This window comes from Roseibium sp. AWQ4_290 (assembly GCF_056160985.1).
In genome coordinates, this window is sequence record NZ_JBSWYG010000026.1 from 60,547 (window position 1) to 75,032 (window position 14,486).

The 14,486-nt window shown below is 57.3% G+C and carries 14 protein-coding genes; 8 read left to right on the forward strand and 6 right to left on the reverse strand.

Going from position 1 to position 14,486, the window contains the following annotated elements:
- Positions 1-219 precede the first annotated feature (219 nt).
- The gene (gene ccrA, locus ACXAH0_RS22155) at positions 220-1,518 is read left to right on the forward strand and encodes a crotonyl-CoA carboxylase/reductase (protein ID WP_475180338.1); all 1,299 of its coding nucleotides are present in this window, start codon (positions 220-222) and stop codon (positions 1,516-1,518) included.
- Positions 1,519-1,599: 81 nt separating this feature from the next.
- On the opposite strand, the gene ACXAH0_RS22160 is transcribed toward ccrA, so the two are convergent.
- On the reverse strand, positions 1,600-2,397 hold the full coding sequence (locus ACXAH0_RS22160) for a response regulator (RefSeq protein ID WP_475195107.1): 798 nt from the start codon (positions 2,395-2,397) through the stop codon (positions 1,600-1,602).
- A 278-nt stretch (positions 2,398-2,675) separates the two neighbouring features.
- On the opposite strand from ACXAH0_RS22160, the gene ACXAH0_RS22165 reads away from it, so the two are divergent.
- Positions 2,676-3,176, forward strand: a complete 501-nt coding sequence (locus tag ACXAH0_RS22165; protein WP_475195108.1) for a CAP domain-containing protein — start codon at positions 2,676-2,678, stop codon at positions 3,174-3,176.
- Positions 3,177-3,422: 246 nt separating this feature from the next.
- On the opposite strand, the gene ACXAH0_RS22170 is transcribed toward ACXAH0_RS22165, so the two are convergent.
- The gene (locus ACXAH0_RS22170; RefSeq protein WP_475180323.1) at positions 3,423-3,839 is read right to left on the reverse strand and encodes an SH3 domain-containing protein; all 417 of its coding nucleotides are present in this window, start codon (positions 3,837-3,839) and stop codon (positions 3,423-3,425) included.
- 196 nt (positions 3,840-4,035) lie between these two features.
- Between ACXAH0_RS22170 and ACXAH0_RS22175 the strand changes: the two genes are divergently transcribed.
- A complete protein-coding gene (locus tag ACXAH0_RS22175) occupies positions 4,036-4,527 on the forward strand; it encodes a hypothetical protein (RefSeq protein ID WP_475195110.1) in 492 nt (163 codons plus the stop codon).
- Positions 4,528-4,638: 111 nt separating this feature from the next.
- On the opposite strand, the gene ACXAH0_RS22180 is transcribed toward ACXAH0_RS22175, so the two are convergent.
- Entirely contained in the window at positions 4,639-5,358 is a 720-nt protein-coding gene (locus ACXAH0_RS22180) for a glycoside hydrolase family 25 protein (RefSeq protein WP_475180314.1), read from the reverse strand.
- 400 nt (positions 5,359-5,758) lie between these two features.
- Here ACXAH0_RS22180 and ACXAH0_RS22185 point away from each other — a divergent pair, with 400 nt between their 5' ends.
- The gene (locus tag ACXAH0_RS22185; RefSeq protein WP_475195111.1) at positions 5,759-6,319 is read left to right on the forward strand and encodes a TetR/AcrR family transcriptional regulator; all 561 of its coding nucleotides are present in this window, start codon (positions 5,759-5,761) and stop codon (positions 6,317-6,319) included.
- Between the two features lie 209 nt (positions 6,320-6,528).
- Here the strand turns inward: ACXAH0_RS22185 and ACXAH0_RS22190 are convergent, their stop codons facing one another.
- Complete coding sequence (locus ACXAH0_RS22190; protein ID WP_475180307.1) at positions 6,529-7,656, reverse strand: porin; 1,128 nt, start codon at positions 7,654-7,656, stop codon at positions 6,529-6,531.
- A gap of 642 nt (positions 7,657-8,298) precedes the next feature.
- Here ACXAH0_RS22190 and xth point away from each other — a divergent pair.
- A complete protein-coding gene (gene xth / locus ACXAH0_RS22195; RefSeq protein ID WP_475195113.1) occupies positions 8,299-9,108 on the forward strand; it encodes an exodeoxyribonuclease III in 810 nt (269 codons plus the stop codon).
- 51 nt (positions 9,109-9,159) lie between these two features.
- On the opposite strand, the gene ACXAH0_RS22200 is transcribed toward xth, so the two are convergent.
- Positions 9,160-10,134: an NADPH:quinone oxidoreductase family protein gene (locus ACXAH0_RS22200; RefSeq protein ID WP_475195116.1), complete on the reverse strand. Its 975-nt coding sequence runs from the start codon at positions 10,132-10,134 to the stop codon at positions 9,160-9,162.
- A 214-nt stretch (positions 10,135-10,348) separates the two neighbouring features.
- On the opposite strand from ACXAH0_RS22200, the gene ACXAH0_RS22205 reads away from it, so the two are divergent.
- A complete protein-coding gene (locus ACXAH0_RS22205; protein WP_475180298.1) occupies positions 10,349-10,897 on the forward strand; it encodes an RNA methyltransferase in 549 nt (182 codons plus the stop codon).
- Positions 10,898-10,911: 14 nt separating this feature from the next.
- On the opposite strand, the gene ACXAH0_RS22210 is transcribed toward ACXAH0_RS22205, so the two are convergent.
- Positions 10,912-11,478, reverse strand: coding sequence for a sigma-70 family RNA polymerase sigma factor (locus ACXAH0_RS22210; RefSeq protein WP_475195117.1), 567 nt, complete (start codon positions 11,476-11,478; stop codon positions 10,912-10,914).
- A 456-nt stretch (positions 11,479-11,934) separates the two neighbouring features.
- Between ACXAH0_RS22210 and ACXAH0_RS22215 the strand changes: the two genes are divergently transcribed.
- Positions 11,935-12,444: an invasion associated locus B family protein gene (locus ACXAH0_RS22215; RefSeq protein ID WP_475180290.1), complete on the forward strand. Its 510-nt coding sequence runs from the start codon at positions 11,935-11,937 to the stop codon at positions 12,442-12,444.
- Between the two features lie 345 nt (positions 12,445-12,789).
- Complete coding sequence (rlmN, locus tag ACXAH0_RS22220; protein ID WP_475195119.1) at positions 12,790-14,019, forward strand: dual-specificity RNA methyltransferase RlmN; 1,230 nt, start codon at positions 12,790-12,792, stop codon at positions 14,017-14,019.
- Positions 14,020-14,486: the final 467 nt, after the last annotated feature.

Here is a 14,486-nt window from a genome sequence, read left to right on the forward strand (position 1 = left end):
GTCTCCGGCCATTCGCAACACTGCAAAAGGGAAAGTGCGCCTGCGGAATCCCGATGTGCAATGCAAAATATGCTTGGCATCAAAACGCAAGTTAAGCAATAGTCGTATAGATGATAGGCATATTTTGAACAATAGTTGCGCAAATTGCCTGTTTCAGCCGCGTTCAACGTGTGCAGATGCGAAATTCAGTGGTGCCAGACAGCCCTGGGAGGGGGAAGGATGACAACAGCAGCAGCCGAGGCCAATGACAACCGAACGCGCGAGGATGCTCCGGTGAAAGACCTATACGAAATCGGCGAAATCCCGCCGCTCGGCCATGTTCCCAAAAACATGTACGCGTGGGCCATCCGCCGGGAACGCCATGGCGCTCCGGAGGACGCCATGCAGCTGGAAGTCGTGCCCACCTGGGAACTGGACAGCCACGAGGTGCTGGTTCTGGTGATGGCGGCCGGCGTCAATTACAACGGCATCTGGGCCGGGCTCGGCGAGCCGATCAGCCCGTTTGACGGCCATGGCGCGCCCTATCACATTGCCGGATCAGACGCCTCCGGGATTGTCTGGGCAGTCGGCGACAAGGTCAAGCGCTGGAAGGTCGGAGACGAAGTTGTCATTCACTGCAATCAGGATGACGGGGACGACGAGGAGTGCAATGGCGGCGATCCGATGTTCTCCACCTCCCAGCGTATCTGGGGTTACGAGACGCCGGACGGGTCCTTCGCCCAGTTCACAAGGGCCCAGGCCCAGCAGCTGATGCCAAGACCCAAGCATCTGACCTGGGAGGAAAGCGCCTGCTACACGCTGACCCTGGCCACGGCCTACCGGATGCTGTTCGGCCATCATCCCCATGAGCTGAAACCGGGGCAGAATGTTCTTGTCTGGGGCGCGTCCGGCGGACTCGGCTCATACGCGATCCAGCTGATCACGGCGGCGGGCGCCAATGCCATTGGCGTGATTTCAGATGAAGACAAGCGCCAGTTTGTTCTGGACCTTGGCGCCAAAGGGGTAATCAACCGGAAGGATTTCGATTGCTGGGGTCAGTTGCCTACGGTCGGCTCCTCAGACTATGGCAAATGGTTCACGGAGGCACGCAAGTTCGGCAAGGCCATCTGGGAGTTCACCGGCAAGGGCAACAATGTCGATATCGTGTTTGAGCATCCGGGCGAAGCCACCTTCCCGATCTCCACGTTTGTGTGCAAGAAGGGCGGCATGGTCGTGATCTGCGCCGGGACATCCGGCTTCAACTGCACCTTCGACGTCCGCTATATGTGGATGCACCAGAAGCGGCTGCAGGGCTCGCATTTCGCCCATTTGAAACAGGCAGCAGCCGCCAACAAGCTGATGATCGAACGGCGGATCGACCCCTATATGTCGGAAGTGTTTGCCTGGGACCAGATCCCCAAGGCCCATACGAAAATGTGGAAGAACCAGCATGCACCGGGCAATATGTCCGTGCTTGTCTGCGCGCCAACCACCGGCCTGAGAACATTTGAGGACGTGCTCGAGGCGGGCAGCCGCTGAGTTTTCCAAAGGCCATGATACGGCTTGGCCGCCCGGCCTGCCGGGCGGCACTCATAATACCAAGCGCAATTACGCCATGCATCAGGTGGTCGCGAACATGCGCACCTGTTTGGAAAACCGGGAATGGCGCAGACCGAACGTGTGATGCAGGATCGTGTCCACGTCCTGAGGGTAGAACGGCTTGCGCAGAAACGCCTTTGCGCCAACTTCCTCGGCCGCCTTGTCCAGCGCATCATTCATTTCGGTCGACATGATGATCACATCAGAATTGGATGCATAGGCTGCCAGTTTCTGCGCCAATTCAATGCCGCTCATGTTGGGCATGTTGAAGTCGCTGAAGATGAGCTGATAGGTCTTGGCCTTCACCTTTTCCAGGGCGGAGGGGCCGTCTTCGGCCTCGTCGATATCCAGATCGAAAATGCTCTTCTGCAGGACTTTCGAGACGATCCTGCGCACAGTCGCAGAATCATCCACCACCAGCACACTGTGTTTTGCCTGGATGGCTTCATAGGTCTTGACGATCTGATGAACGCTTTTGTTGGAAAAGGGTTTTTCCAGGAAGTCATAGGCTCCGAAGGATTTCAGTTTCTCTTCCGCCGCCTTGTCCAGATCATTGGACATGGAAATGGCAAACGTCTTGGCGCCCATGACATGGATCGCCGCCATCACCTCCACGCCATTCATCTGCGGCATGTTGATGTCCAGAAACGCCAGATCGAAGACGTTCTTGCTGAGGGTTTGAACGGCCTCCTGCCCATCCCGGACCATGATAATATCAAAGTCGCGGCCGGTCTGAAGGAGCGCCCGCTCGACAAACTTGCAAACTGTGGAGGAGTCATCAGCAATGATTGTCCGGATGCACCCAGTATTCTCATTCACGGACATTCCAAAAACCTTTGAAGAGACCTGCACTTATGCAGCATTGACACAGTAACCTAACCCAAAAAAAGTAACTTCAGAATTAAAATTTGAACAATTCCGCACAAATGCTCAAGCCTTAAATGTACCAAAATTACAAAACTTGTGATTGCTCCTTGCGCAGCCCTATTTCTGCTTCGATTGAAAGCAAACGTTACGTAGCATTGATTCGTTTGCGCCTGGAGGGCTAATCAGGAGCCATGACGCCAATTTTCAGAACAAAAACAAGGCTGCCGGTAATGGCCGCAGGTTTGGCCGCGGCGCTTGCGCTCACCGCCTGTCAAAGCGAGCGGTTTCAAACCCCGCCCTTTTACAAGGACCTGAGCGGTGCCGACAGCAAAGTTGACCCGGCCACCGCAGCACAGATGATTTCGCAATACCGGATCAATAACGGCCTTCCGGCCGTCCGCCCGGACCCGCAACTGACCGCTCTGGCTCAGGCCCAGGCCGACGCCATGGCCGCCACCGGCAATGTGCAGGCCTCCCTTGCCCCGGACCGGCAGCTGGCAACGCGCATGGCCTCTATCGGCGAGGCCAAAACCGCAGCTTCGGAAAATGTCAGCGCGGGCTACAGAACCTTTGCCGAAGCCTTTTCCGGTTGGCGGGAATCCCCCAAGCACAATGACGTGCTGCTGAGCCAGGGCGCAACCCGGCTCGGGATTGCCACCGCCTATTCTGCAAAGGCGAAACACAAGGTTTTCTGGTCCCTCGTTCTGGCAAACCCCAAACCCGGCAACTGAGAGACAGCACGAGCCGCTACGCAGTCAGACCCGGCACCCGCTTTTGCCGGAATTGCTGCAAAGTGTTGGCAAACCGCAATTCCGGACGCAAAACCGGTACCCACTTTTGCTGGAATTGCTGCAAAGTGTTGGCAAGCCGCAATTCCGGACGCAAAACCGGTACCCACTTTTGCTGGAATTGCTGCAAAGTGTTGGCAAGCCGCAATTCCGGACGCAAAACCGGTACCCACTTTTGCTGGAATTGCTTCAGTATCGTCGCGGATAGTAAGGCCGGACAGGGCGCGGCTGGAATGGGGGCGGCGGTGGGCGCCGGTAGATCGGATAGTTGCCGGTATAGCGCGGCACGCCGATATAGACGCCCGCATTGGGGATCGGCCGGCCATAATATCTGCCCTGAACACCATAGCTCAGATAGCGACCGGAGACCCAACCTTTGACATTGGCAAAGGCAGCATCACACCAGGTGAAATTCGCCGTACAGCCAAAAACGGTCACACCGCCGCCCCGAGGCACGGTTGCCAGAACCGGATAGCCTGTCCCCGGACCAGCCCGCATGTTCAGATTTGCAGTCGTATAAGCGATGGCCGGGCCGGACTGCGCCTGGGCCGGAAGCGACAGAAACGCAACGGCACACAAGGCCAGCGGCAAACGGATCAACATCATTTTCACTCCGAACAAACCGGCCGGCGCCACCCCGCCGGACATTCATGCCCACACGCCTGAGATCTGGGATCAGATCATGGCAAAATTACAGCAATTTCCGAAAGGTCACACCCACATTTCAAAAGGCCCTCGATTTTTCCTTGCCCTGGCAGCCCTCCCCCGGCTTGATGAGCCCAGGAAGACAAGGGGCCCCTTCATGAACAACTTTCACAAACAGTTACCAGGCCTCGCCCTGGTATTACTCCTGCCGCTCGTAATGCCTGTGGCCGCCCAGGGGGCTGATGCTCATGCCGGCTATTATTATCCCGCCCCCCAGACCCGGGAAGACTACGTCTCCGGCCTGACCATTGCTCCCGACGCTCAGGAACGCTCACGTGCCGCCTTCGTCATCGGGCTTGCCGCACAACATGCCAAAATGGCTCATGCCCCCGGATATCACCTCTTTGCCAAGGGCGCGAAGCTGGAAAAACTGGTCATCGTGGCCACAGGAGATGGCCAGTATGACACGCTTTACCGCCTGCGGGCCCTGCTCGCCTCCCTGACCTCCCAAGCCAGATCAACCGAGATTTTTGCCCGCTCCAGCCAGCCCGAGGACCTGAACTTTCTCGATTTCTGCAAACTGATCGGTTTTGAACAGGTCACGGTCAGCAACGGCCGGGACATCGCCCATCAGATCAGGATCGAGTAGGGCCGGACGGCACAAGAAGCAGCGGCCCCGCGCCTGGAACAGGAGAACCAGTCAACTGGGGGGCAGGCGGTCAGGTTTCGGTGGCCAATCTCTAAACGGCGCCGCGCCCAGTCACCGCTCCAGTTCGCCCTTCAGCCAGTCCCGGTATTGCGAGCGGGTGCCAAAAAACGCGTTTCTGTCCACATCGCCCTTCACTCCGGGAACGCGGCCTTCGGCTGTATATTGCCAGAACACCCAGTCGTCCCGCTTGTCATAAATGTTTTTGGGGTGGGTGGCGACGGAGCGCAGCCAGAAGTGCTCACCATGAAGGGCCCCGACCAGCCGGTCCCGGTGAAAATCCACAGAAGAATAGATGACCGGCCTCTTGCCGTAATGGCGCTCCATCTCATCCAGAAAGACTTTCATGTCCCGCAGGATCTGCGCCCGCTCCGGCCGGATGCGGCAGGTCTTTGAATGGGCATTCCACTCCATATCCAAAACCAGCGGGATCGCCTGCGGATCGCGGGGAATGATTTCCTTGACCCAGGCTATCTGCTCCTCCACCGGCCGGCAGAAATAATAAAAATGATAGGCGCCTCTCGGCACCCCCGCCTTACGCGCTTCGATCCAGTTCCGCTCAAACATGGGATCGACATGGTCACCGCCTTCCGTCGCCTTGATCCAGGCAAAAGCGACGCCGGACTTCTTGACCCTCTTCCAGTCAATCTCGCCCTGCCAGCGGGACACATCAATGCCGTGAACGGCATAATCTTCCGGCGTCGGATCTGGAAAGTCGTAAGCGGAACAAGCGCTCAACAGCAAAAATCCAAGGATCGGACAAAGAGACTTCATCAACTGCAGCAGCACGGCACCCTCGGCAGGTTAACAAAAACTTTCTTTCGCCGCGCAAATTGCGCGCAATTTCCTAACGGAGCGTGGACGCCGTTTCGCTTTTCCAAAAAATCCGGCTTTTCCAGGACCAGATAACGCGCTTGTGAACATTTGACCGCTCTCAGACATCATCGCGGCTTGTGCACCGGCAAGGTCCCGGCTCCGCACTGCCAAATTAAAGACGTTACGTTATCTCAAAATATAAATTTGAATAACAAGCCAAAGGAAAATGATAAAAATCGCAGGTCGTCGAAATGTAAAATAGAAACTTACAGGCGCGGCCATGAAGCGTCATTCGTGTAGACTATTTCGCCGGGAGCTTCTAAACAATCATCAAAAGACGAAAAGTCCAGAGGCCTTTATGAACGAACGTGAAATCAAAATTGTCGAAACGGCATTGCAGCTCTTTTCGCATTATGGCGTCAAGAAGACGACAATGAGCGAAATTGCGACCGCCGCCGGAGTTGCAAGACAAACGCTTTACAATGCGTATGATTGCAAAGAACAACTGATCTATGACGCGGTTGAACATCATGTCAGCAAATCCGCAACTGCCATTTCGGAAGAATGCCGCGATCTGGAAGGGCTTGGCGAACGGTTGGAGGTGGCGTTTCACCACCTGTGCGCGACGCCGTGCGAGATGATGCTGCAAATGCCCCACCGGGAAGAGATCATGCAGGTGGTTGGCGCGATGGGGCAGGACAAGAAGCAGACCATTATCCGAATTTGCAATGAAGCCATCGGGGAAGCCCTCGACCCTTACAGGAACAGGCTGGCCCTGGGCCCAATTTCGTTTGAAGATTTGTGCGACTTCCTCCGGATGTGCTTTCAGCAGATCAGACAAAGGTCGGAAACGTCCGAAGACATCTATTCCTCCTTCGCCCCCCTGAAGGTGCTGGTGGAAAACAGCATCCGGCACTGACCTCCAAGGCTCAAGGGTCAGATTTCCGGCCTTTGCAGAGAGAGATCAGACAGCCCCATGCACTGGCGGTCTGTTTGCAACCTAGCTCAGGGCTAAGACGAAACGTCTTCCTCAAAAAGGGGGAGGCCCGGCAGTTTGGAGTCTGCCGGGCCAAAATGACTGAGAGGAGGTCAGAGTTTCTCAGTCAGTCTAACTAACCAATAAATTGGTTAGAAAGTACGCTGCATACGAACACCGAAGAGGAGTTCGTCCTGATCGTCGGCGTTGTCCTGATCAACGTTCGCATAGCCAACGTCAGCGCCCATGACAAAGCCGGAGACCGGCTCCCACTGAACAGAACCGTCGATGGCGTAACGGGTCACGTCGTTGAGGCCTTCAGCGGCATCGATGTCGACATAAGAGCCGTCAAGAGCAAGACCGACCGTGCTGGTAGCCTGGACGAAGACGCCTGCGGACAGGGAGTAACCGGTCGAGGTGTCGTCGCCATTGAAGTCATCAACACCGTCATAGGTGGTGATGTAGGCCAGAGCGCCGTCAGCATAGAAACCCTGGAAGAAGATGTTCGTGCCAGCGTTTGCGAACGGCAGATTGATAGCGGCACCACCGCCAACTGCGAAGCCGAGCGTGTCTTCACCGCCATCCGCTTCGTTGTTGGCAACATCAGGGTACACCTGATGCAGAGCACCGGACAGCTGTGCGGAGCCCCAGCCCTGGGACACGCCGAGAGCAGCCACGACATCCGGCATCCGCGTTCCACCATAGTCACCGTATTCACGGCCAGAACGATCTTCAAGAGCAAGAGTTGCGGAGAAGCCGTTGCCGAAAGCAGCAGTGTAAGCGATCTGGTTGTTGGTCACATCCGACCAGTCACGATCGACAACACCGACGAGAGCCTGACCGGTGAAGATGTCGAAGTTTGACGTCAGATAACCAGCTGTCAGGCCGCCCCACTGGATATAACCGCTGTCCAGTGTGAAGTCACTATCGCCATTCTGAACCTGCATGCGCAGAGCAACATAGGTGCGCAGCGTGCCGTATTCGGTCGCCGTACGCGCATCAAGGTAAGTGTATCCGCGGGTCAGCCAGCTATAGCCATCGCTGTCACGGTCGCCCCAGGCCCCATCGTCCATAACGTTGTTCACAACAAACTGCGTCCGCAGACGGCCGCCAACGCGCAGGCAGGTTTCCGTACCCGGGATGTAGTAGAAGCGAGAGCCGTAAGCGTCGCAGACGCGAACGTAGTCAACCGGCTCCGGAGCAGCCGGAAGGTCAGCTGCCTGAGCAGTGGTGGCAGCAGCAACGGAGGCGGCGCCGAGCATCAAGCTCTTGAGTTTCATGTTCATCTCCAATCTATACCAGTCACAAGCAAATAAGTTTTGGTAAAATATCGAAATTTTCGACCTTTACCCCGAATCGAAACCGATTTCTCAAGTACCGATTCCCTTAGTGAGCTTGCTCACTCAGCAAAAATCATTTTCTCCAAAACATCTCAAGCGCAAAATCCGCTTCTGCTGTTGATTGAGTTTTGGAGTCATATTTTTGCAACACGTTGAAAAATATAAGAAAATTAGATTTTTTCAGCATAACACGCTCCGAGCCTCGATTTTTCAGGGAGGCAGAGTTTTACTTTTCAACACTAACGAGATTCAGAAGATTACTTACGACCCACGCGATACATCCATCGGAGTGCCCCAGCCTCATAACCAGCAGCACCATCAGCAAGACAGATAGACAAATTTTATTATTTTGTCAAATTGTCTTTTTGTCTATTTGTCTATTTGTCCAGATTTTGAGCGCCTCCCCCAGATGGGAGCCCAAATATGACATTCAAGACCCGGCACGTGCAGAAACGGCAGCACCGGACGACGCGCGGCAGACACGCAACACAGCAAGGGGGACGTCAATCGGCAAACGTGTTGCACTGAGCAGCCAAATCCTTATGACTAGGCTGACTGCAATTTCGCCTGACAAGGATCCTTATGACCGACCGGCTCAAGCTTGTGACCTGGAACATCAATTCCGTGCGTTTGCGCATGCCGATTGTCGAGCAGCTTATCAACGAGATCGCGCCGGATGTGATCTGCCTGCAGGAAACCAAGTGCCCGGATGCCAATTTCCCGGAAAACGCCTTCCGCAGGGCCGGGTATGAGCACATGGCGATCAACGGACAGAAGGGCTATCACGGGGTGGCCACCCTCTCCAGGCGGCCGCTGGAAAACATCGAAAAGCGGGACTTCTGCCAGATGGGCGACAGCCGCCATGTGGCTGTTGATGTGCCCTTCAAAGGCACCAGCCTGCGCGTTCACAATTTTTATGTTCCGGCTGGCGGAGATGAACCGAACCGGGAGATCAATCCGAAATTCGCCCACAAGCTGGATTTCATGGCTGAGATGCAGGACTGGCTACAGGGTCCCGAAACGGACCGGCCAGCCGTTTTGGTCGGGGATCTCAATGTCGCCCCTTATGAGCAGGATGTGTGGTCCCACAAGCAGCTTTTGAAAGTGGTCTCACACACGCCCATTGAAACGGAGCTTTTTGAAAAGGTGCGCAAAGCGGGCGGCTGGCTGGATGCCATGCGTCAGTTCACCCCGCTTGAGGAAAAGCTCTACACCTGGTGGAGCTACCGGGCCAAGGACTGGTCGAAGGCTGACAAGGGCCGACGCCTCGACCATGTCTGGGTCTCCGAGCCGCTGGCCGCAAATGTGACCGGCACCCGCGTGCTCCGCGACGCGCGCGGCTGGGAAAAGCCGTCTGATCACGCACCTGTGATCGCCGAATTCGCCGCCTGATCCGCCAGCGCCACAAAGGACCAGCAGCCCTGAAGGTCGGCACTCCGGGCATCATGGTTTGACAACCACCTTGCCGCGCACCTTGCGCTCCGCAATCTCCGCAAGCGCCTTGCCAGTCTGTTCCAGCGGATAAACCCCATGAAGATGGGGCCTGAGGCGGCCTGCTTGCACCCAGTCCAGAAGCCGGGACATGTTGGCCCGATGCCCGCAAGGGTCCCGCTCAACGGCCGCCCCCCAGAAGACACCCAGCACATCACAGCCTTTCAGCATGACGAGATTGAGCGGCATCTTCGGAATGGTGCCCGCCGCAAAGCCGATCACCAGGAACCGTCCCTGCCATCCGGTTGCGCGCAAAGCCTCCTCACTGAAAGCACCTCCAACCGGATCATAGACCACATCCACACCCTTGCCGCCGGTCAGCGCTTTGAGGCGCTCCTTCAAAGGCTCGCTGGAATAGTCGACCGTTTCGTGGGCTCCAGCCTCGCGGGCAAAGGCCAGTTTTTCTTCTGAGGAGGCACAGGCAATCACCCTTGCGCCCATCAGCCCGGCAATTTCCACCGCCGCTTGCCCGACCCCTCCGGAGGCTCCCAGGACAGCAACCGTTTCCCCCGCCTGCAACTTTGCCCGGTCCTGAAACGCATGAAGGGTTGTGCCATAGGTGACCGCCAGACCGGCCGCTACCTCAAGGGAAACCCCCTCCGGCACCAGGATCAGTTCCGTTTCTGCAGCCACCATTTTTTTCCGGGCAGCGCCCAATTTCTGATAGCCCATGACCCGGTCGCCCGGCGCAAAACCGGTTACGCCCTCCCCCAGCGCTTCAACATGGCCCGCAAACTCCGCCCCCGGTGAAAACGGAAAGGCCGGCTGGAACTGGTATTTGCCCTCAATGATCAACGTGTCGAAAAAATTGAGCCCGCAAGCCTCGACCCGCACCAGCACCTGCCCGGGCCCGGCGGCAGGCTCCGCGATCTCCTCGATCACGAGGCTGGAGGGCGGGCCGAAGGATTTGCAAAGACAGGCTTTCACAGGGGCAGACCTCATTTCCAACACGGCTGGCACAGACTGCCCGGCCTGTAAGAGACAGGGCGGGCAGCCAATCTAAAGAACCCTAACAAGTCCCGGGCGGCAGCCCTATAGGCCTTCCGGCTAAACAAGCTGCCCGGGGCAGAAAGTGACCACCGGTTCAAATCCGCACCGGTTTCGGTTATGAGGCAGCAAACAGAACTCGGCAGGATCAAGAATGCGCGGATATTTTGCGGTCGGAGCGGAAGGCCTTTCCAAACGGATGAATCTCGGCACCCTGATGCGGTCCGCCCATGCCTTTGGCGCCAGCTTCTTCTTCACGGTTGATGCGGACCAGAAGATCCGCAAGGCCCCGCCCTCCGACACCTCCAAAAGCCCCGGGCACCTGCCCGTCTTCACCTATGACAGTGTCGGGACCATGGATCTGCCTGCCGGGTGCCAGCTTGTGGGCATCGAACTGACGGACGACTCCATTGATCTGCCGAGTTTCGGCCATCCGCTCCAGGCCGCTTATGTGCTCGGCCCTGAGCGCGGGTCCTTGTCGCCCCAGATGCTGGAGCGGTGCGACCATGTGGTGAAGATCCCGACCAAGTTCTGCATCAATGTTGCCATGGCGGGCGCCATTGTCATGTATGACCGCCACCGGGCCCTGGGCCGCTATGCGGAGCGGTCCCTGACCGCCGGGGCTCCCAAGATCGAGCGGCCGAAACATGTCAGCGGCGGCCCGGTCATGCGAACGGGAAGAAAGGTGCCAGGAACCTCTTGAAAACGGACGGGCGGTCAGTCCACGTCGACGGCGGAATCCGCCTCGATCAACTGGCGCAGCCGCCCGAAGGCCAGGCGGATGCGGGATTTGACCGTGCCCAGCGGCAAACCGGTGGTTTCGGCAATCTCGCTGTGGGACTGGCCGAGGAAAAAGGCAAGATGCACGACCTCCACCTGTTCCTTCGGCAGTTTTTCCAGAGCAGCCCTGATCCGCGTCTCCCGCAGCCTGGCATCCATCTCCTCAGACACGTCGGGCAGAGGTGTCGGCTGCAGGGCCGGTTCATCGGGATCAAGCTCGGCGGTTTTCTGGCGCCGCAGCCGGTCAATCCGCCGGTTGCGGGCGACGCGGAACAGCCAGGTGCTGGCAGAGGATTTGGACGGATCAAACAACTCTGCCTTGCGCCACAGGGTGACCATGACATCCTGGGCAATCTCTTCGGCGACGGCGTCATCCGCCCCCTGTTTCATGAGATAGCCCTTCAGGCGCGGCGCGAAATGATCAAACAATTCAACAAACGCGGCCTTGTCGCGATCCACCGCGACCTTCACAATCAGATCTGAAAAATACTCAGCCTGCACCAAAAACCAACTTGCTCCCTATGCGTCCCTATTCTTTAGCAGGTTCGAAACTTTTCGAAAGAGGGTTCAAGCCTTTCCGCCTCACTCTTGCCGCGATTTACCGCAACAGCCTAGGGTACGGACTCATGAAGGAAGAGGATTTGCTTGCCCCTTCAAAATCGTGGCACGTGTCCCTGTGAAGGAGCTGTGCGTCTGGCCCAGGAGCAGGGCAACCCGTCACGTGGTGCCTTGCGGGTGCAGGCCTCTGCCAGCCGTCAAATCGGTTTCCTTCATGAGTCCGGACCCAAAACACAAAAAGAGAACTGAAATCAACAGGCAGAAACGTCAGAAACCCGAAATTGCCGCGTCGCAGCTTCAACACTTTCGTAACCCGCTTTAAGTTATCATTAAAGCAAGGTTTATATGACAGACGGCAATTGCATCAAACTTGACGAAAACTCATAGCCAAACGGTGTGGAGATGATGAAAGCAAAATCGCTGGTACTGGTCCTTGCAGGCCTGGCCGTTTCGAGTGCAGCAGCTTTCGCACAAACCCCGACGTCCCTGAAGCAGCACAAGAATTGGGCGGCCTATTCGCTTTCAGGCAGCGGCGGCAAGGTGTGTTATGCGCTGACAAAACCGACGAGCATGCTTCCAGCAGACCGGAACCACGGGGAGGTGTTCTTCTTCGTGACAAACCGTCCCGCTGAAGGCGTTTCCTCCGAGCCCAGCCTCGTGGTCGGATATCCTTTCAAGGAAAAATCGTCCGTAACCGTGGATGTGGATGGCAAGACCTTCACCCTGTTCACCAACAATGACGGGGCCTGGGTCGAAAATGCCGCGACAGAAGCCCAGCTCATCAGCGCCATGAAGGCTGGACGGGAAATGACGGTGAACGGCGAATCGAGCCGGGGCACCCGCACGACCTACAAATTCTCCCTGTCCGGTGTCACCGCTGCCATCGAAACCGCCGCACAGGCCTGCCGCTGAACACCGGCGCGTTTCAAGCGCACGGCCCTGTTTGCGGCAGTCTTCCTTCAGATGCATTTATCGCCCCGGCCGGGTGTCCCGGCCGGGCTCTTGTGCATGGCTGCTCTGCAGAGCCCAGCTTGATTTTTGGCCGGTTTTGTGGTTTTGGAAGCGCTTGATTTTCAGTCTGCGCAGGCAGACACCCGGCAGCCGCGGCCCGGGAGCGTGTCACGTTCATATGGATTGGACCTTCAGCGTCTTTTGCGTTGACATCCCGGATGTCAGGCAGCGCAAGGCAAATCCTGTGAAACACGAGATGTTCCAGGGCCGTGTGACAGATTTTCCGGATGTGAAACGGATCACGACATGGCCATCACGCTCGACATTGCGCGGGACAATCCGAATGCGCAAACCGTAACCGCCGCAGCACCGCTTGGTCTGGCAGGCGAAGACAAGCCGACCCTGATCGGCCTGTCCCGGGAGGAACTGGGCGAAGCCCTCGGCACCATCGGGGTGCCGCAAAAGCAATGGCGCATGCGCGCCTCCCAGCTCTGGCACTGGCTCTATGTGCGCGGTGTCTCCGACTTCGCCGGCATGACCAACATTGCCAAGGACCTGCGCACAAAACTCAGCGAAGCCTTTTCCATTGCCCGCCCGCAGATTGTCTCTGAACAGATTTCGGTCGACGGCACCCGCAAATGGCTGTTCCGCTTTCCCCCGCGCGGTGCCGGCCGGCCGGTCGAAGTGGAAACGGTCTATATCCCTGAAGAAGGCCGGGGCACCTTGTGTGTGTCCTCCCAGGTCGGCTGCACGCTCACCTGCACCTTTTGCCACACCGGCACCCAGAAGCTGGTGCGCAACCTGACCACTGAGGAAATCCTCTCCCAGGTGCTGATGGCCCGCGACCGGCTGGGAGATTTTCCCGACGCCGACACGCCCCAGGGCATGATTGTGCCGTCCGAAGGCCGGCTGGTGTCCAACATCGTCATGATGGGCATGGGCGAGCCGCTCTACAATTTCGACAATGTCAAGAAAGCCCTGCTGATCGCCTCGGACGGTGACGGCCTGTCCCTGTCAAAACGCCGGATCACTCTGTCGACCTCCGGCGTTGTGCCGGAAATTTTCCGCACCGGCGATGAAATCGGCTGCATGCTTGCCATTTCGCTCCATGCGGTGCGGGACGAGCTGCGCGACGTTCTGGTGCCGATCAACAAGAAATGGAACATTGACGCCCTGCTGGATGCCTGCCGCCAGTATCCGGGCCTGTCCAACGCCAAACGCATCACCTTTGAATATGTGATGCTCAAGGACGTGAATGACAGCAATCAGGATGCGCTGGAACTGGTGCGCCTGCTGAAGGGCATTCCGGCCAAGATCAACCTCATCCCGTTCAACCCCTGGCCGGGCTCCGAATATGAGTGTTCGGACTGGGAGCGGATCGAGGAATTTGCCGACATCGTCAACCGGGCCGGCTATGCCTCTCCGATCCGCACACCACGCGGCCGCGATATCTTTGCCGCCTGCGGCCAGCTGAAATCGGCCTCTGAGCGGATGCGCAAGAAGGACCGGGACGCACTCGCCGCCACCGCCTCCTGAGCTCTTATGATTTGAAAAAAGAAAAGGCCGCCCGAAAGGCCAGCTCCCGAACGTAGATGTGGGAGCATGGCATAAAATCAACCTGCCCCCTAATCCCAACCGCACTTCATTGCACGGCAAGCGACAGTCAAATGAGGGCGGGAAGTGTGAATTCGCTGCGGTCGGAACGAATGACCAAAATGGGGCCGTCAGGAGACTGACGGGTTTTGGGCACGTGTAATAGTCGCAGCGGACGTTCTCATCCTCAGATCTCACATCTAGCCGCATCAAATTGATTGGTGGGCTAGGAGGGAGCGCCCACCATCGCCGAAAAGCCTTGAAAACCGGGCGTCCAATGGTGCGAAGGGAGACACAATGGTGAGCGTCCGTTGAACCCGACCTGCCGCTTTTCGATTTGGTGCGTTAAGTGTCCGCTTAATTAAATGGACATTTAAGGGCCCTTAATGAGTAAGCGAAGAAAGCGGCGG